General features: G+C 42.0%; 16 protein-coding genes and 1 pseudogene. 8 read left to right on the forward strand and 9 right to left on the reverse strand.

The annotated features are described in order from the left end of the window. Positions 1-202: 202 nt before the first annotated feature. The 3 genes from ACQFX9_RS24480 to ACQFX9_RS24490 all read right to left on the reverse strand — a co-directional run bounded on the left by ACQFX9_RS24480 (position 203) and on the right by ACQFX9_RS24490 (position 4842). The gene (locus tag ACQFX9_RS24480) at positions 203-2395 is read right to left on the reverse strand and encodes a M48 family metalloprotease (RefSeq protein WP_427159188.1); all 2193 of its coding nucleotides are present in this window, start codon (positions 2393-2395) and stop codon (positions 203-205) included. A 276-nt stretch (positions 2396-2671) separates the two neighbouring features. After that, a complete protein-coding gene (gene prfC / locus ACQFX9_RS24485) occupies positions 2672-4300 on the reverse strand; it encodes a peptide chain release factor 3 (RefSeq protein ID WP_427159189.1) in 1629 nt (542 codons plus the stop codon). A 371-nt stretch (positions 4301-4671) separates the two neighbouring features. Continuing rightward, positions 4672-4842 (reverse strand): hypothetical protein, encoded by a 171-nt coding sequence (locus ACQFX9_RS24490; RefSeq protein WP_427159190.1) that lies wholly within the window; start codon positions 4840-4842, stop codon positions 4672-4674. Between the two features lie 8 nt (positions 4843-4850). Between ACQFX9_RS24490 and hemB the strand changes: the two genes are divergently transcribed. The 8 genes from hemB to ACQFX9_RS24530 all read left to right on the forward strand — a co-directional run bounded on the left by hemB (position 4851) and on the right by ACQFX9_RS24530 (position 12405). Further along, positions 4851-5840: a porphobilinogen synthase gene (gene hemB, locus ACQFX9_RS24495; protein ID WP_427159191.1), complete on the forward strand. Its 990-nt coding sequence runs from the start codon at positions 4851-4853 to the stop codon at positions 5838-5840. Positions 5841-6329: 489 nt separating this feature from the next. Then, a complete protein-coding gene (locus ACQFX9_RS24500) occupies positions 6330-6785 on the forward strand; it encodes a DUF3592 domain-containing protein (protein WP_427159192.1) in 456 nt (151 codons plus the stop codon). A 279-nt stretch (positions 6786-7064) separates the two neighbouring features. Next, entirely contained in the window at positions 7065-7355 is a 291-nt protein-coding gene (locus ACQFX9_RS24505) for a helix-turn-helix domain-containing protein (RefSeq protein WP_236143767.1), read from the forward strand. 234 nt (positions 7356-7589) lie between these two features. Continuing rightward, positions 7590-8573 carry an alpha-ketoacid dehydrogenase subunit beta gene (locus ACQFX9_RS24510; protein ID WP_427159193.1) on the forward strand — a complete coding sequence of 328 codons (984 nt, stop codon included), beginning with the start codon at positions 7590-7592 and terminating at the stop codon, positions 8571-8573. Between the two features lie 205 nt (positions 8574-8778). After that, a complete protein-coding gene (secD, locus tag ACQFX9_RS24515) occupies positions 8779-10203 on the forward strand; it encodes a protein translocase subunit SecD (RefSeq protein WP_427162990.1) in 1425 nt (474 codons plus the stop codon). Further along, positions 10200-11183, forward strand: a complete 984-nt coding sequence (gene secF, locus ACQFX9_RS24520; protein ID WP_427159194.1) for a protein translocase subunit SecF — start codon at positions 10200-10202, stop codon at positions 11181-11183. Before secD ends, secF begins: the two co-directional genes overlap by 4 nt. Before the next feature lie 141 nt (positions 11184-11324). Next, positions 11325-11723 carry a hypothetical protein gene (locus ACQFX9_RS24525; protein ID WP_427159195.1) on the forward strand — a complete coding sequence of 133 codons (399 nt, stop codon included), beginning with the start codon at positions 11325-11327 and terminating at the stop codon, positions 11721-11723. Between the two features lie 223 nt (positions 11724-11946). Beyond that, positions 11947-12405 (forward strand): GNAT family N-acetyltransferase, encoded by a 459-nt coding sequence (locus tag ACQFX9_RS24530; RefSeq protein ID WP_427162991.1) that lies wholly within the window; start codon positions 11947-11949, stop codon positions 12403-12405. Here ACQFX9_RS24530 and ACQFX9_RS24535 read toward each other — a convergent pair. The 6 genes and pseudogenes from ACQFX9_RS24535 to ACQFX9_RS24560 all read right to left on the reverse strand — a co-directional run. Then, positions 12365-12510: pseudogene (locus tag ACQFX9_RS24535) on the reverse strand (RNA-guided endonuclease TnpB family protein); the annotation flags it as partial. The gene ACQFX9_RS24530 and the pseudogene ACQFX9_RS24535 overlap by 41 nt on opposite strands. A 113-nt stretch (positions 12511-12623) precedes the next feature. After that, positions 12624-13172, reverse strand: coding sequence for a PEP-CTERM sorting domain-containing protein (locus ACQFX9_RS24540; protein ID WP_427159196.1), 549 nt, complete (start codon positions 13170-13172; stop codon positions 12624-12626). 750 nt (positions 13173-13922) lie between these two features. Then, positions 13923-14834, reverse strand: a complete 912-nt coding sequence (locus tag ACQFX9_RS24545) for a sensor histidine kinase (protein WP_427159197.1) — start codon at positions 14832-14834, stop codon at positions 13923-13925. Positions 14835-14908: 74 nt separating this feature from the next. Then, positions 14909-15505 (reverse strand): L-threonylcarbamoyladenylate synthase, encoded by a 597-nt coding sequence (locus ACQFX9_RS24550; RefSeq protein WP_427159198.1) that lies wholly within the window; start codon positions 15503-15505, stop codon positions 14909-14911. A gap of 158 nt (positions 15506-15663) precedes the next feature. Further along, complete coding sequence (gene prmC, locus ACQFX9_RS24555) at positions 15664-16581, reverse strand: peptide chain release factor N(5)-glutamine methyltransferase (protein WP_427159199.1); 918 nt, start codon at positions 16579-16581, stop codon at positions 15664-15666. Positions 16582-16713: 132 nt separating this feature from the next. Beyond that, positions 16714-17517 (reverse strand): Tic22 family protein, encoded by an 804-nt coding sequence (locus tag ACQFX9_RS24560; protein WP_427159200.1) that lies wholly within the window; start codon positions 17515-17517, stop codon positions 16714-16716. Between the last annotated feature and the right edge of the window lie 257 nt (positions 17518-17774).

Here is a 17774-nt window from a genome sequence, read left to right on the forward strand (position 1 = left end):
TGCTGCTGTGTTTAGGAGGATAAACATGAATAGATAGGCGTGTACAGACAATGGCAGTTGCCAAGCTGAAACGCTGTGTAATTTCAGTTACCAAGATATTTGTGAACAAATGTAACATCAATTATCAACTTTTGCAATATTTATTTACATTGGAATGCTGGGCATTGGGCATTGGGAATAGTAATGACCTTTGCCTTTCTAACTAGCCTGTGAGAAAAATATAAGCACCCCAAGCTTGGGCTATAACGGCTATGACAGTAGACCAAATGGGATGGGGACTATTGAGAGTTTTACCGCCTTGAGTTTGCAGGTTGTGGATATCTATCCAGGGTGTTGCACCTCGACGCAACCAGCCTGTAACGGTGACTTGACGACCGATTAATTCTTGATGGTAAATTGGCTGTCCTAACCAAGAAATATGGTGTAGTTTCACTAAACCTGTATGGGACTGCAAAACTAAGTCCTGTGCCAAAGCATTACTAATTCCAGGACGACCTAGTAACTTACCAACAAAACGCACTTTAATGCTATCGATGGGGATACTAGAGGGATTGGCTAATAGGTAAGGTAATTGTTCTTCGGTATGGACGTTACTCGTTTTAATGTCTGGAAAAAAGGAGTTCATCCTGATTACCAAGCCAATGCTAAAGCAGATCAAAAGACAACCTGTCACAAAAGACCAATCTTCGTAAATCCACTTCAGATTGATAATTCTAAGGGCAAAGGCGGTCTGCCACGCTAACCAAATTAAACCTGCAAACACGAAGCCTAGAGGAATGCCCAAAAATGGGGCAATTTGCAGTAGGAAAGACTGACGGGTAACTGTCAGTGCTTGCTGGCTGAGGGACTGTTGACTGGCTAAATGTAGTTCTGGGTCAATGTGCCAATGGCGTGCTATTTTACATAAGCGTTCAATGCGATCGCCAATTAGTGGATGTGTGTTGTTCCATATCAACCAACGGCGATAGGGGTTGATATTATCCCACATCAACATTGACTCAAAATTGAGATGACCAGCAATACTACCAAGAGTCACACTTTGTTGATAACTAACTGGCAGTAACAGATTTAAGCTTTCTAATTGCCAACTGGTAAATTCTGACTTTTGGATATCAGCAGCAATGCCAATGGTCATTTTGAGTAAGGCGCGAATCAAACCATTGGGATTACCGGTGATTTCGGCGGCGAGGCGATCGCTATAATAAGGACGCAAACGGGAATATAACAAAGCCGTGCCGGTCAGCACACACCACAACCCATAGGTGAGACTAGAAACAATGGTAAACGGCCAATGCCATATGCTCTTAGCCGTCGTATTTCCCCAATCTGAGACTTGCTGATAAAGTTGATAAATTGGTAGCGTCACCAGCAGGATTAAAGACATGAGGACGAAATCTTTGTAAGTGATTTGTCCTAGTTGTGCCGCATAGATAGTAGCAATCTCATCATCCGCCAGTTGATCTAACAGACCTTGGCTGACGACAATCCTGGCATTTCTGGGTAAATTGCCATAGGTGAAAGCTATAGGTGCAGCCGTGGGTAAAATTCGCAATTGGGGCGATGGCCAGTGACGTTGTTGGCAGTAGCGATGCAATACGCGGGGTGTTTCCCGACTATGGTTGTTTAAAACATCCTTAGACAACTCGCGTTGACCGTAAGAGTTTGCTAGTAGCCAATCCAATAACCAAGGTGAGATGGCGATCGCGATGAACAAAATAGCAAATAATGCTGGGGTAGGATCACGATAGAGAAACTGCACAGGCTCTAAATACGGCAGTTTTACCAAAGCCAAGTTAATCGTGTCCATTGTGAAATTGAGCAGTTCTCGCAGCACCCAAAACAGTGCCATAAACGTGCCTGCTGCCAATAATCGCAAGGGGATTAAACCTGTTTTTTGTAAAGGCTGCCAAACCTTCGCGCGTTTTGCCTGTCGCCAATAAACACCAAATTCCTGAGTTTTGTTGTAACCAGCTTGATTAATCAAAGGATTGCCAGCTAAACTCTGTCCCTGATAGACATTTTGTAACCCTACAGAGGGCAAAGTTGAAGCGTAGTTAGATTGAGATTGAGCTTGTGTTTGTTGTGATGCCTGCTTAACTTGAGTATTATCTGTTTTTTTACGCTTCTTTTTGGTCAAATGTACAAGGGCGGTTTTTGCCCATTCTTGTACCTTGGGGTTTTGACTATCAGTGAGAGTTTGACATAGGGCGATCGCCTTACGAACTTCGCCACTGCGTGCATAAGCCATCACTAACCCCACCCTAGCCTGTAAACTCACAGTCTCATCACCCTGATGACTGGCTAGAGGTTGTAGTTGAGCGATCGCTGCTTGATAATTTCCTTGTTTGAGGGCAACTAAACCAGCCTCCAAAGACGATTTAGCGTGTGAAGGCATAGAAATCTTGACACTCCATCTGTGTGATTAGATCCACGGTTATATAACAGGGAACGGGGAACAGGGAACAGGAAACAGTGAAGAAAGTTGTTGTGAATCTAAAGTTTTCTGATCACTGTTTGTTCTCATCCAACTAAATAACTGCTATAACAAAGCGCGGATCATTCAGATGTGGTCTACATCAAGGCCTGTGGTTTCTAGAAAGGGCATTGGGCATTGGGCATTGGGCATTGGGCAGAATAACTGCATACTCAACACTCAGCACTCAGCACTAACTCACTCTTCAACTGCCTTTTGACTAGAAAACACTGGGGCGATCGCGCTGAGTTTTAACTCTGGATGATCTCCCTGTAATTGTTGACAGTTCCATTCGTTGCGGAACAGTAAAACTGGGCGACCCATGTTGTCTTTGACGGTGGTGGTGTTAAAGATACGTCCCACCTTGTTCAAAGCTTCCCAGCCACCTTCTACCCAACGAGCAACGCTGTAGGGTAATAGTTCTAGTAGGGTTTCTACACCATACTCGTTTTGTAAGCGAAACTGCACCACTTCAAACTGTAACTGCCCCACTGCTGCCATAATGGGGTCGCGTTTGGCTTCATCAACGGAATACATGATTTGCACTGCACCCTCTTCCCGCAATTCGGAGATGCCTTTTTGGAATTGCTTAAACTTGGAGGGGTTGGGATTGCGAAGAGTCGCAAATAGTTCTGGTGAAAAATACGGAATCCCTTCATATTCCAGCTTCTGCCCCGTGTAAATTGTATCGCCGATCGCAAAAACACCTGGATTATTTAAACCGATGACATCACCTGGATACGCTACATCAATAGATTCCCGTTCTTGAGCAAACAGTTTTTGGGGTCTAGATAACCGCACAACTTTGCCAGTTCGAGCATGATTCACTGTCATATCTTTTTCAAATTTACCAGTGCAGACCCGGATAAAAGCGACGCGATCGCGATGTTTAGGGTCCATATTGGCTTGCAATTTGAAAACGAAACCGGAAAACTCTGGATAAGTGGGGGGTACTTCACCGACGCTACTGACATGGACACCTGGTTTTAAGGCATTGTCGAGGAAGGATTTCAAAAATAACTCTACCCCAAAGTTAGTCATGGCACTACCAAAGAAAACTGGAGTCATTTTGCCTTGATGTACCAAATCTAAATCTAATTCTGGGCCGACCCCTTCTAATAGTTCTAGATCATTTTTCAGTTGGTGATACAAACCTTGTTCCAGTAATTCCTCAATGCGCGGATCACCCAAGTTGACAACTGTATCACGGGCTTCCTTACTACCGTGGGAAGTGCGTTCAAACAAGTGAATTTGCTGCTGTTTGCGATCAAACACACCCTTAAAGCGATCGCCCATACCAATCGGCCAATTCACCGCATAGGTTTGCAAACCCAACTCTTGCTCAATTTCGTCTAATAATTCCAGTGGTTCTCTACCAGGACGATCTAATTTATTTACAAAGGTAAAGATTGGTAAACCGCGTAGTTTACAAACTTCAAATAATTTGCGAGTTTGAGGTTCTAGACCCTTAGCCGCATCAATCAGCATCACTGCATTATCAGCCGCCGCCAGAGTCCGATAAGTATCTTCACTAAAATCTTGGTGTCCGGGAGTATCCAGTAAATTGATTTGACAATTTTGATATTCAAACTGTAATACTGTAGATGTAATGGAAATACCCCGTTGTTGTTCCATCGCCATCCAGTCAGAAGTCGCCTTACGCTGCGCCCGGCGCGCCTTCACTGCACCAGCCTCATGAATCGCCCCCCCGTAGAGTAGCAACTTTTCCGTCAGCGTAGTTTTCCCAGCATCAGGGTGAGAGATAATCGCAAAATTGCGCCGCATCTCAACAGCTTGACCCAATTCTGCCTGAAGTTCAGTTGACATAAAACTATATTTACTTCCTTGTTACGTAACTTAATGCTTTTCTACTTTAGCGAGTCCCTTCATCTTAAAACAACGACCCTCGCCAAAAGTAACTCAAAATTAAAAAGCATCAATTAAACCACACCAAAAAACTCCGCGTACCTCCGCGTTTACCTTTGTGCCTCTTTGCGTTAAACTCCCAACTTACCCACCCAACATAAACTTTTAATAAAAATTATCATAAAACCTTCCAAAAAATTGAGAATTTAGAAGTAGATAATTGAAAGTTAGTTCATATCTCAATGACAATTTCCAATATTTGTCTAACCTCATGCTGAAAACAGACCGCCAACTATTTTAGGTTTTGAGATAACCAATCCAAAATCCGAAATCTAAAATTCTTCGTCTCCTGCCTCTTGTAAAATACAAAATTGCCCCACAGCTTGAGCAGGAGTAGGGCAAAGGACAGTTAAGCACTGTCTGTAGTCTGGCTGACAATAGCGGAATTTCGTCCGGCTTTTGTGACGCTTTGTTTTGTGTCCATCATATTCGTATTTTTTCACAGAAATTTATGTTTCCCACCCATCGCCCCCGCCGTCTGCGTACCCATCCCCAATTGCGCCGGATGGTACGAGAAACCATAGTAACGACAAATGATTTAATCTATCCCTTGTTTGCTGTACCAGGTGAGGGCATTGCCAATGAAGTCAAATCCATGCCTGGAGTGTACCAACTTTCGATAGATAAAATTGTCGAAGAAGCCAAAGAAGTTTATGACTTAGGCATTCCCGCCATCATTTTATTTGGTATTCCAGCCGACAAAGACACCGATGCTACCGGTGCTTGGCATGATTGCGGTATTGTGCAGAAAGCAGCCACAGCAGTAAAATCAGCCGTACCAGATTTAATTGTGATTGCTGATACTTGTTTATGTGAATACACCAGTCATGGACACTGCGGTTATTTGCAAGTGGGTGATTTGACAGGACGAGTTCTCAACGACCCCACCCTAGAACTGTTGAAAAAAACCGCCGTTTCCCAAGCCCAAGCAGGTGCTGATATTATCGCGCCTTCGGGAATGATGGATGGTTTTGTGCAAGCAATTCGCTCTGCTTTAGATGAAGCAGGATTCCAAGACACACCCATTTTGTCTTATGCTGCTAAGTATGCTTCGGCTTACTATGGGCCATTTAGAGATGCAGCCGATTCTACACCGCAATTTGGCGACAGAAGAACCTATCAAATGGATCCTGGTAACGCACGGGAAGCGATTAAAGAAATTGAGTTAGACATTGCTGAAGGCGCAGATATGCTCATGGTCAAACCAGCCTTAGCATATATGGATATCATCTGGCGTGTGAAGGAAGCCTGTAACTTACCTGTGGCTGCTTACAACGTTTCTGGCGAATATTCAATGGTCAAAGCTGCGGCTTTAAATGGTTGGATAGATGAACAGCGCGTAGTTATGGAAACCTTAACCAGTTTCAAACGTGCTGGTGCAGACTTGATACTCACCTATCATGCCAAAGATGCGGCTAGATGGTTGCGATCGTCTGTGTGATGTTGAGAAATCAAAAAATGAGTGTTTTTTTAAGGCGTAGCAATGCTACGTCTTTTAATTTAACATTAGTTCGATAAGTCTTTTTTGACCTCTCCCCCAGCCCCTCTCTCTTGAAAAGTTCTGTTCGCCCTTAGCGTTGGCGAAGCCATCGGAGGAAACCTCCGCTCAGACTTTTCGCTCCGACGCGGAGAGGGGAGTAAAGAGCTAAAGTATTAACGAAAAATGTGGTTTTTAAAGCCTCTCTCCTTGCAGGGGAGAGGTTTGGAGAGGGGTTTTTTGTTCGTCGAACTCACGTTAATTTAAAAGTTTTTAGTGAGAAATTTAGTTCTCAAGAAAAGGACTAAAGTCCTTACTACGAACTTAATCTTAGTATTTTTAAATGACTGAATGTCACAAATTACTAATTTCTACATACATAATTTATAGCTAATTCACTGTCATTTAATTAGGCGAAAGTCGATAAACTTCTTGTTGATTATTTTAAATTCTATGAATGTGCAACTTCGTCAAGTTACTTTTGAAGATAAATTGGGTGGAATGATTGGCTTATTAGTGGGACTAATGTTTATTGGGGCTGGTTTTTGGGCAAATAAACAAATTGCTTATGAGCGCGCCACACTCACAGAAACCCAAGGTAAGGTAGTAGATACGGTTCACCGTCGTGAGCGCGATCGCAATGATAAACAAAAAGACACCTACGCGCCAGTAATCGAGTTTCTCGTCAAGGGTGATCCTGTCCGCTTCACAGGCGACTATGATTCCTCCCGCGCCAGTGAAGGCAAAATAGTAGCTGTGCGTTATGACCCCAAGCAGCCGGTAACTACAGCGCGGGAAGTCGAACCCCTGGAATCATTTGTATCTTGGCTAGCCATTGGAATGGGTGGACTCAGCGTAGTTTCTGGTCTGCGCCAGTTGTCACCTGTACAGTTGTCTTTGGGTGAGTAACTTGATTCAGACTTCACATAGCATATTTTTTTATTCAACATTAGAAAGCTGATTTGCTCTATTTTATGGCTTAAATCGGTTATTTTTGCTTGATTTCTGTAGTCAAAGACAATTTTGTATGAGGTGTTACAGAAATTAGTGGCTAATTTTGTCAAAGAGTGCAGCGATCGCCTATAAAATAAACGTAGATAATAAATTTAGTCTTTTGAATTTCATAATTGACAAAAATGTCAATTGGTTTAACAAAAAAGTTTAAATTTTGTAATGGGAGCATGAACTATGGATATGCAAGTCCTGAGAGAGCGTGCTGGTGTCAGTCGCGCCGAAGTGGCCTTCAGACTTGCAATCAGTGAAACCAGCGTTCGTAACTGGGAAGCTGGGCGGACTGAGCCAACCATGACCCCAAAAAAATATTTGGAAGCTTTGCGGATATTTAAATGTACCCCTGAAGAATTAGCGATCGCCAGTGAAAAGTCAATTAATCAACAACACAAGCGCAAACCAGGAAGACCCAGACGCTTTCCAGAAAATCAGGTAACACAGGTGACTGATTCGCCGGTTTGCAACTGATAGCCTGCTAATTCAAAGTCTCATATTTGAAAATGGCTTTAGCTAACTGTCTGAGTAGTTAATTGCTGTATAACCACTGTTTGATTCAGTTTCAGGTGTAAATCTGCCACAAGCTAAGGGATAATTTCAGGGTAATTTTGAGCCTTGCTAACTCTCCCACTAGTGCGATCGCTCACGGTATTAGTCGCGGTAGCGCGATAAGATTCTAAAACAATAGTTGTAAAAAAGGTCTAAATGGCAGAAACACTATTCTTCAACGCTTTGCGGGAAGCCATTGATGAAGAAATGGCGCGTGATTCCAGTGTCTTCGTTTTAGGTGAAGACGTAGGACACTATGGCGGTTCTTACAAAGTCACCAAAGACTTATACAAAAAGTACGGTGACTTGAGAGTTTTAGATACTCCCATCGCAGAAAACAGCTTCACTGGGATAGCAGTCGGCGCAGCCATGACAGGATTGCGCCCCATCATTGAAGGTATGAACATGGGCTTTCTGCTCCTCGCCTTCAACCAAATCTCTAACAACGCCGGGATGTTACGTTACACTTCTGGTGGTAACTTTAAAATTCCAATGGTCATTCGAGGCCCTGGTGGTGTCGGTAGACAACTAGGTGCAGAACACTCCCAACGTCTAGAAGCTTACTTCCAAGCCGTTCCAGGATTGAAAATTGTTGCCTGTTCCACCCCATACAACGCCAAAGGACTGCTAAAAGCGGCCATTCGCGATGATAACCCCGTGTTGTTCTTTGAACACGTTTTACTTTACAACCTCAAAGAAAATCTCCCAGAGGAAGAATATGTACTTCCTTTAGATAAAGCCGAAGTTGTCCGCAAAGGTAAAGATGTCACAATCTTGACTTACTCACGGATGCGTCATCACGTCATGCAAGCCGTAAAACCTTTAGAAAAACAAGGTTACGACCCCGAAGTAATTGATTTAATATCTCTAAAACCACTAGATTTTGATACTATCGGTGCATCAGTGCGGAAAACCCATCGCGTCATTGTCGTAGAAGAATGTATGCGAACCGGCGGTATTGGTGCAGAATTAGTGGCATCCATCAACGATCGCCTATTTGACGAACTAGATGCCCCAGTATTAAGACTATCATCCCAAGATATTCCCACACCTTACAACGGCGCACTAGAACGCCTGACCATCGTCCAGCCAGAGCAAATTGTGGAAGCAGTGCAGAAAATGGTGGCGATGCGAGTCTAGGGATTGGGGATTGGGGACTTGTACTGAGCTTGTCGAAGTATTGGGGACTGGGAAAGGAGACAAGGGAGACAAGGGAGACAAGGTAGTTTTTATCCCAATGCTCCATACCCAATGCCCAATGCCCCATGCCCCATTCCCCATACCCACCTACTCATAACTGATGCAAAGAGCGTTATTATAGCGTTTGTCATTTGCGAGTTACGGTATGGAGAGACAGCGATCGCTTTTAGCGTTAATCTTAATTTTAGTCATAGCCTCCTTGGCCTTTAGCTGGAGATTTCCTGCACCCTTGGGCTTAGATTTACGCGGTGGTTCACAACTTACTATCGAAGTAAAAACTACACCCGAAATTCCCCAAATCACCGAACGGGAATTAGATGGGGTAAAAAAGGTTGTGGAAGGACGGATTAACAGTCTGGGTGTTTCTGAACCCATCATTCAAACCGTGGGTGGAAATAAAGTCCTGGTGCAGTTACCAGGAGTGAATGACCCAGAACAAGCAGAACGAGTTTTAGGCGGTACAGCACAGCTGGAATTTCGTCTGCAAAAACCCAGTACAGAAACTCAACTATTGGCATTTCAAGCATCACGGGCGGAATTGAAAGCCAAGCAAGAAGCATTAAGAAAAAGTCAAGACCAAGCAGCAATTAATAAAAATTTAGAAGATTTAAAGAACAATAATCAAGCGATCGCTGATTTATTTGAAAGCACCAAACCCCCGCTTGATGGTAAATATCTCACAGATGCCTACGGCGAACCCACTCAACAAGGTAACAACTGGAATGTTGCTATCCGCTTTAACCAAAAAGGTGGTGAACTGTTTGCCGAACTTACCAAAAATCTCGCAGGTACAGGACGCAGTATCGGGATTTTTCTCGATAATGAACTAATTAGCGCACCCATTGTGGGTGTAGAATTTGCCAGTGCTGGGATTACTGGTGGCTCTGCGGTAATTACGGGTAGATTTACTGCCCAACAAGCCAATGATTTAGGCGTGCAACTGCGTGGTGGTGCTTTACCTGTACCCGTAGAAATTGCCGAAATCCGCACAGTCGGCGCAACCCTGGGACAAGATAGCATCAAGAGTAGTATCTATGCTGGGATTGGTGGTCTGATTTTAGTCTTAGTTTTTATGGTAGTGTATTATAGACTACCAGGATTAATTGCCGATATTGCCCTCATTATCTACGCCATCTTAACCTGGGCTAGCTTTTGTCTATTAAACGTCACCCTCACCCTACCAGGAATTGCAGGTTTTATTCTCAGTATTGGTATGGCAGTAGACGCAAACGTGCTGATTTTCGAGCGTACCAGGGAAGAGTTAAGAGCCGGGAAATCACTGTATCGGTCTGTTGAGTCTGGCTTCTATCGGGCTTTTTCCAGCATCTTAGATGGTAACTTGACTACAGTTATTGCTTGTGCTGCTTTATTTTACTTAGGAGCGGGTTTAGTCAAAGGCTTTGCTTTAACTTTGGCTTTAGGTGTGGCTGTGAGTATGTTTAGTGCTATTACTTGTAGTCGTAGCTTAATGTTCGTCGCAATTTCTATTCCTGCACTGCGAAAACCAGAACTTTTTTGTCCTAACCTGCCAAATTCAGGAGCATCAAATCAGGCAGAGGTGGCTAAATGAAATTAAGTATTAACAAATCGCGATCGCTCTGGTGGACTCTTTCTGCTGCTATCACTCTGGCTGGTTTGATCTCCATGTTCATTTCCTGGCAAAACCCCAACATTCGCGCCCCCTTACGCCCTAGTTTGGATTTTGTCGGTGGTACCAGACTACAATTCGAGCGAGATTGTAATAAACCAGGAAACTGCGACAAACCCATAGATATTAATGTGGTGCGGGAAGTCGCCAAAGCAGAAGGACTTGGTGATAGCAGCATTCAAATCGTCGCCGACAAAGATACACGTAAAGAAAACGGTATCCTCATTCGTACCAAAAATTTAGGTCGGGAAGAACGTACCAAACTACAAACCGCCTTAAGCGAAAAAGTAGGTGCTTTTGACGAACAGAAAAATCAGATTGACACTGTAGGGCCGACATTGGGGAAAGAATTGTTTACCTCTGGTCTTCTCGCTCTGATAGTTTCCTTCGCAGGTATTGTAGTTTACCTAACATTTCGATTTCAGTTAGATTACGCCGTCTTTGCCATCATCGCTCTATTTCATGACGTGATGATCACAGTAGGTGTCTTCTCAATTTTCGGTCTGGTTTTTGGTACAGAAGTAGACAGTTTATTTATTGTAGCTCTGTTGACAATTACAGGTTTCTCTGTTAACGATACAGTAGTCATTTACGATCGCATCCGAGAAACATTACAAACCAATCCTAAGCAACCGATAACCGAGATTGTTGATGATGCCGTCAACCAAACTTTAGGCAGATCCATCAATACCACTTTCACAACTATGCTCCCATTGTTCGCCATCTTCTTATTTGGTGGCGAAACCCTAAAAAACTTTGCTCTAGCCCTCATTATCGGCTTCGCCGCCGGAGCTTACTCCAGTATTTTTATCGCCAGTACCTTACTAACACTATGGCGAGAACGCACAGGTAAATATACAGTAGTAGAAACTACTGGAGTCACTGATACATCTGTAGAGTAGTCAATTAGGGAATAGAGAATAGGGAACAGGCTTCCGCCGTGAGCGTCAGCCGAACGGGAACAGGGAATAGAATCTTAAATTGATTAATCCCTAATCCCCAATCCCCAATCCCCAATTCCCAATCCCCAATCCCCAATCCCCATGACTAAACCAGAAGAACCAGAAATTTCTGGTAATGAACAATCTCTAACGCAACAAGTCCAAAGACTACACCAGTTAACTGTGTATGGTAGATGGATATTTGTCGGCTGTTTATGGTTGACAATTGCTCCCTTGTGTTTGTGGAATCTCCGTTCCGAAATCGTCTTGTGGAAACAATACTTTACTTGGGTAGCACTGCGTTATGGAGTTGTCTACCATCCCTTTTCGGCTCTAGGTTTAGCCTTTTGTATTGGGATGACAACTTCTGTTTTAGTTTGGCAAAGTCGCAATATTTTGTTGGGATTACCGCAACAAGAAAAGCATCGTTTAGAAAAACAAGTATTTCAAATTCGCCAACAAGGCCCTACTCATCCTCTATGGAAATGGGTGTGTCAATAGTCAATGATCAATAGTCATTAGGGAACAGGGAACGGGGAACAGGGAACAGGGAACGGCTTTTCTCATTTCCTACCTTGTCTACCTTGTCTACCTTATCCCCAGTCCCCAATCCCCAGTCCCCAATCCCCAAACTTTCCAGGATACGAATACCAGAATTCGGTGATTTCTTGCACAATATGATTGAAAGACAGTGAAAAGACTGCCACATCGGAGTGCCTACATGATGAATCACCCACAAATTCAGTTTCGTGAGCATCACCATGCTGAAATAGACCTTGATCAACTCCAAAATTTATTTGATATTGCAGCTTTTTGGGCAAAAGGACGTACTATTAAAGACTTGAGTATAGCTATTGCTAATAGCAAGCCGGTAATTTCTGTTTGGGATGACAAAAAACTGATTGGTTTTGCTAGAGCTACTTCCGATGGAATTTATAGAGCGACAATCTGGGATGTGGTTATTCACCCAGATTATCAAGGGACTGGGTTAGGTAGTAAATTAGTGGAAACTGTTTTGAGTCATCCACAAATGCAAGTTGAGCGTGTTTATTTGATGACTACTTATCAACAGAAGTTCTATGAAAAAATTGGTTTCCAGACTAATAACACTACCACTATGGTTTTGTTTGACACTCTCCGCTCTAAAAGTGCGGAGATTCTACATTCACAGACTCGCCATTAGATGACAGGTTCGCACCAATCGCCCTTTGATGGGCAAATCTCCTGTGGCGTAAGTTCCAGTATGCTCTACCGTACTGAGTTCTAGTCTCAAAATATTGATTGCTGATATGTAGAAAGAACAAAATACCCTTAGACCTAAATCTAAGGGTAAGAGGCTAATTAACCATATCTAGCTCTTGGAATTTACAACAGATGTTTTGGATTAATTACCTTCTTTATTTAAGCTCGTGCTTTTTTAAGGGATATTCCCTTTCTCTTCGCAAAGAAAGCAACACTACAGGTAGCTAAACAAGCGGCTAGGGTAGCAGGCTCAGGCACTTTTGTATAAGAAACTGTGCCAAAAACAGGGTTTGCATTTAGATCAGTTCTTGAAAAAGCTGTAAAATCATCACCAACAATTTCGTAGCTTAAATCACTTAAAGGATTTTTATCATCAAACACAAAGTCTAATCCTATGGTGCTATTTCCTGTAAGGAGAGTAGTTTGAAATGCAAGGGGGAAATTTGGATAGTTGATATCATCTGTTTTATTATAAACAATTGATTCATTATCAAATTTAAAAGATAATGACTGAATTTTAGCTGCGGGGGTAAAGTCATTACTAAAAGTAGTATCGTCGAAAGTAAAACTTCCCCGTCCTGTGAAAGTAGAACTAACAACGTTGAAATCATAAGTGATAAGGGCAGCTGAAGCATTTCTGATATCTAAGATATTTAACGCTAAAAAAATACCAGTAGTGGCAAGCGTTAATTTTTTAGCTAGCTTCATTTTATTGTTTGTTTTGATTCAAATTATAATAAGTAAAACAAGTTTTTTAAAATTGTTTTACATTTTTTACTCCTATACATAATATCTCGTTTCTATTTAAGTGTAAATACTAGGCATAAATATATTTTTTTAAATTAACATAGATAGTCCTTCATCTGTCTGGAGGGTCTTTGTATGCAGTATCCAGGAATCATAATTGGCATAGAGCCAAGACCTGTGCTAGCCGCGATCGCGCAACTTTGCGAGGTCGCACCTACCCCAAGCCCTTATCAATTAACCTTTTAAGTCAAACAAGAAAACTCATTGCTTACTTTTTTTCTTACTTGTCTAAAATATCATCAGTAATTTCTTCACAAATTAATAAAACCATTGATAAAAACCTATATTGATATGACGTTCAGCTAAATTGAGCAAAAGCCCAAGGATGATAGTAGATAGCATTGCGTACCTCCCGCATATCAGTTGTACGAGGGTGTCCTCCTTTTTTGCATCTTTGGTATCCATCCAGTAGCGTCAGCACTTGTTTTGAATGAATTGGCTAGTACGAATTGCTTCGTCTATTGCCTGATATTGCGCTTCTTTCTCTTTAGCCTTAAACTCGTAAACAATCATGGGTATCGACCAATTAACCACATACTTGTGTTAACACAAAAAGCATAAAGCCGTTCTAGATGGTTACTGAGCCTGTAGAAGTAAGGACTGGGTTTTAAACCCAAATTTTCGCTAATCAAGCCAATATGAGCAACATGACTACTGCGGAAGTTCAATTTTCAGAATCTCTAGGGGCATAGATATTTGTATCCTCGCTAACTGCTCTGTATCTCCAGTAACGGGATGTGCTAATATTTCCAACTTACCCCCCATCGTTGTCAATAACTTTTGATTGAGCAATAATTTCATCCCAGGGGAAAGAGCAGTTTTTTCTGGTTCTACGTCACTGGTTTCAGATGTGAGTAAATCTATAGACTCATAGCTCAACAAGGCGTGTTGCGGTAAATCTAACCAAATTTGTACATAGTCATCACTAAGACCACAAGAAAGACAAATACTACCTTCTTTCATGTGAGAAATAGCTGTATCTACGAAGCTTAGTAATATCTGTCTTAACCATCTTTGGTCTGCTAAAACGCAAATCTCTGGCTCTGGGGGTATGACTCGCAATTTAAAATTGCGGTCTACTGCCAACATATAAGTTAAGTTATAGACTTCTTGTAAAATCTCAGCTACAGGCCGGGGTTGAATATCTAATTTATTCGTACCATGTTCTGTTCTAACAACATTGAGAATTTCATCCATAAGATGCAGCAATTTTAAAGCCCGTTCATGAGCTTGGGCAATAAATTCGCGTTCCTCTGCTGGATCTTCACACAAATCCGACAAAATCAACTGATGTAATCCAATTAGACCATTTAGAGGCGATCGCAATTCGTGGGTAGTCCGCGCTAAAAATCCCCCTTTAAACTCACTCATTTCCTTAGCCATTTCATAGGCTAATTGAGTATTTCTGATCGTTTCTTGGAGTAATATTTCTGCTTGTTGATTTGTGGGTGTTATTGGTGATTCTCGCGCAATCGGTTTGACAGAGCGTTGTGTCAATAACCAGCTAGAACCTAACCCGATAAATAATCCTACTCCGAGATATACCCAGTTACTCCAATCCATATTTTGACAGATATTAACTTTTTCTTTGATCACAACCAGGAAACAACTGTTTCCCACTTCAACCCATTTAAACGCTAAATGCTTAAATTTACAGCACCTTGACGTAAAATTTTCCAGTTGTTCCCTGTCCATTTAGCAACAGTAGAAGGCTGACTCAGTATAGTATTTTCACTGAAAAATTCTTCAGATGTAAACTCTAATGTCAGTACATCAGGAAATTGAGCATCAATTTCTGCCATAGTTTGTAGAGCTGGCTGACCTGATAAGTTAGCACTTGTGGTAGCTAAAGGGCCTGTGCGTGACAAAATAGCTTGAGCGATCGCACTATTTGGCACTCGAATCCCAATAGTTGTAGGATCATGGGGATTCATCGCTTGGGGGATGCGATCGCTAGCCGGTAATACCAGTGTCAATGCACCAGGCCAATACTGATTCACCACTTGCTGCCAAATCTGATATTCTTCTGGGCTACCCTGAACATAAGGCCATAAATCTTCTGCACTAGCTCCCATCAAAATCAAAGGCTTATCTTGACTGCGCTGTTTAGTCGCAAAAATCAACCCCGCTTTTTCTGGTAAAGTCGCAAGTGCGGGAACAGTATCCGTAGGAAAACTGACAACACCACCACCACACACACCAGCAATTAATTTTTCTAAAGCCACTTTAGCCATAAATCTCTCAGTTATGAGTTGTGTGAAACACTACTACTCATACCAACTTAAAATTCAAAATTCAAAATTTAAAATTCAAAATTCAAAATTCAAAATTAAGACTCATAACTCATAACTCATAACTCATAACTCATAACTCATTACTCATAACTCATTACTCAGCACTCATCACTCACATAAGCTAAAGCAAAGCGTTCAATACCTTCTAAATCCTTGTGAATTTGAATGTTGTGATAACTACCTTGCTGCTGTAAAAGCGTTTTTACCGCCTCAGCTTGTCCAGCCATCATTTCAATCAGCCAAACGCCACCAGAACTGAGATAAAGAGGGGAAACTTCGATCAATTGGCGAATATCATCCAAACCATCAGCACCACCATCTAAAGCTAGATGTGGTTCATGGTTGACTACTTCTGGTTGCAATGTCGGTACAACATCGCTAGGAATATAGGGTGGGTTAGACACCATCCCACTAACTTGACCTTTGAGGTCTGTTAACGGTTGCCACCATGACCCATGATAAAACCGGATGTGGTCAGCTAAACCTAGAGTATCAGCATTTTCTTGGGCGATCGCTAAAGCTTCTCGACTAAAATCTACAGCGTGAATTGTCGCTTGTGGGAAAGCATCAGCCAATCCCAAAGCGATCGCGCCACTACCAGTTCCTAAATCTACCCAATTTCCTTGCTGTAGTTGTGATGCGATCGCACTGTTAGCAGTAGCAGCCACAGCTAAATCTATCAAGCATTCAGTTTCTGGCCGGGGAATTAAAACTGCATTGGAAACTTTCAGGCGAAATTTTCGCCAAGGTGTACTTCCAGCAATATACTGTACTGGCAAACGCTCCTCTAAGCGTCTTTGCCAAAGTTGGTCTAGTTCTTCTAAAGACAAAGCCATACTCATCTCAACTTTGTCTTTAAAAGACTCTAGACGCAGTGCTAACCGGTCTAAACCCGCTAACTCTTGCAGTAACCAATCTATTTCCGCGACTGGAATATGATCAGCGATCGCTGTTTTGATTGCTTTGTTGCGCCATTCCCAAAGTTGTAAACCAGAAACCACATCGTACTTACGCATTGAGCAGAATTATCAGGTGTGAACTGTTGATTTTTTTATATGCGCCAGCGATCGCTGCTTATTAAATATTAGTCGTCAAAATGCTCAACCGACTTAATTACCTGAATACACAGTGCGTAAGTCTTCGGTTCATTATTTTTTCTTCGGTGGTGTAGCTGCTGGACGTTGATTTGATGCAGGAGATTTGGGAGCTAAAGAACGAATAAAACTTATAGATTCTCTTGATGGATATAAGACAATCTTATTCATCATCGGATCATTACTGCTATTGAGAGCTTCCATCACACCATAAAGGTCTACCACCTGAATCTCAGTATTAGCACCTTCTTGGGGTACAGCTTTCTTGAATTCATCTAACAAAGCTACAGCTTGCTCTTTCTCAAAAAAGAACGGAATATAACGTTCATTTCCCTGTGCTAAAGGGATTGTCAAATAGCTATTTTCTTTCTTAAACTTAGGTACAAATAGGGGGATACCATTGAATTGATTTCCCTTTTGACCACTCTGATTTAACAAACTAACAGCCGATTCAACCTGTTGTTGCATTGGCATCAAGGTATAAATAATCGAATCTGATTTCTTTTTACCTTCCAAGACAATCTTATAGTAATCGGCTAAAGATAAAGGCCTGACTTGTAGCGTACCAGCCAATTGGGGGTTTTCTTTCTTCAGGCGATTATCTAGAAATTTTTGAGCATCCTGTTTGCTGAGGAAAAATCCTACCTGCGAGAGCTTTTTCCCTTGGTTTTCTCTAGAAACAACGATAAATTCACCTTTAGCATTGGTGAGTGTAAATACAGGTACTTGTTGTAGTTTACTAACTACCTGATCTTGTGGTAGTGCTAGTGCCTGTTGACTACCTAATCCTGGCAATTCAGCAGGTATTATACTACCAGTAAGACCCAATATTAAGCCCCAACGAACCAATGTTTTCATGACAGTTCCTCGTATCAATAGTTCAACTTAGTTATGAAGTGAGACAAATTGTGTGATTGGCATAGCACCAACTAGTCTTAGTTATATAGCAATCCCTTGGAGATGTGAAAAACTTATCGCAGTTGATTAATACTAGCAAGCATCTCTCAAAAAGTTATATCTTCAAGTTTTTGGGAACTGCGATCGTGATATTCATCACTATTGGAATGTGGTCAAGTTGTGTTTTCTTTCAAATTTACCTTGCTATGCACTAAGTA

It is taken from the genome of Aliinostoc sp. HNIBRCY26 (assembly GCF_050235535.1).
Classification (GTDB): domain Bacteria; phylum Cyanobacteriota; class Cyanobacteriia; order Cyanobacteriales; family Nostocaceae; genus Trichormus.

What these genes read in the sequence shown, in the direction of transcription:
- ACQFX9_RS24480 (WP_427159188.1), bottom strand. Translation starts at nt 2,395, where the DNA reads ATGCCTTCACACGCTAAATCGTCTTTGGAGGCTGGTTTAGTTGCCCTC.
- prfC (WP_427159189.1), bottom strand. Translation starts at nt 4,300, where the DNA reads ATGTCAACTGAACTTCAGGCAGAATTGGGTCAAGCTGTTGAGATGCGG.
- hemB (WP_427159191.1), top strand. Translation starts at nt 4,851, where the DNA reads ATGTTTCCCACCCATCGCCCCCGCCGTCTGCGTACCCATCCCCAATTG.
- ACQFX9_RS24500 (WP_427159192.1), top strand. Translation starts at nt 6,330, where the DNA reads ATGAATGTGCAACTTCGTCAAGTTACTTTTGAAGATAAATTGGGTGGA.
- ACQFX9_RS24505 (WP_236143767.1), top strand. Translation starts at nt 7,065, where the DNA reads ATGGATATGCAAGTCCTGAGAGAGCGTGCTGGTGTCAGTCGCGCCGAA.
- ACQFX9_RS24510 (WP_427159193.1), top strand. Translation starts at nt 7,590, where the DNA reads ATGGCAGAAACACTATTCTTCAACGCTTTGCGGGAAGCCATTGATGAA.
- secD (WP_427162990.1), top strand. Translation starts at nt 8,779, where the DNA reads ATGGAGAGACAGCGATCGCTTTTAGCGTTAATCTTAATTTTAGTCATA.
- secF (WP_427159194.1), top strand. Translation starts at nt 10,200, where the DNA reads ATGAAATTAAGTATTAACAAATCGCGATCGCTCTGGTGGACTCTTTCT.
- ACQFX9_RS24525 (WP_427159195.1), top strand. Translation starts at nt 11,325, where the DNA reads ATGACTAAACCAGAAGAACCAGAAATTTCTGGTAATGAACAATCTCTA.
- ACQFX9_RS24530 (WP_427162991.1), top strand. Translation starts at nt 11,947, where the DNA reads ATGAATCACCCACAAATTCAGTTTCGTGAGCATCACCATGCTGAAATA.
- ACQFX9_RS24540 (WP_427159196.1), bottom strand. Translation starts at nt 13,172, where the DNA reads ATGAAGCTAGCTAAAAAATTAACGCTTGCCACTACTGGTATTTTTTTA.
- ACQFX9_RS24545 (WP_427159197.1), bottom strand. Translation starts at nt 14,834, where the DNA reads ATGGATTGGAGTAACTGGGTATATCTCGGAGTAGGATTATTTATCGGG.
- ACQFX9_RS24550 (WP_427159198.1), bottom strand. Translation starts at nt 15,505, where the DNA reads ATGGCTAAAGTGGCTTTAGAAAAATTAATTGCTGGTGTGTGTGGTGGT.
- prmC (WP_427159199.1), bottom strand. Translation starts at nt 16,581, where the DNA reads ATGCGTAAGTACGATGTGGTTTCTGGTTTACAACTTTGGGAATGGCGC.
- ACQFX9_RS24560 (WP_427159200.1), bottom strand. Translation starts at nt 17,517, where the DNA reads ATGAAAACATTGGTTCGTTGGGGCTTAATATTGGGTCTTACTGGTAGT.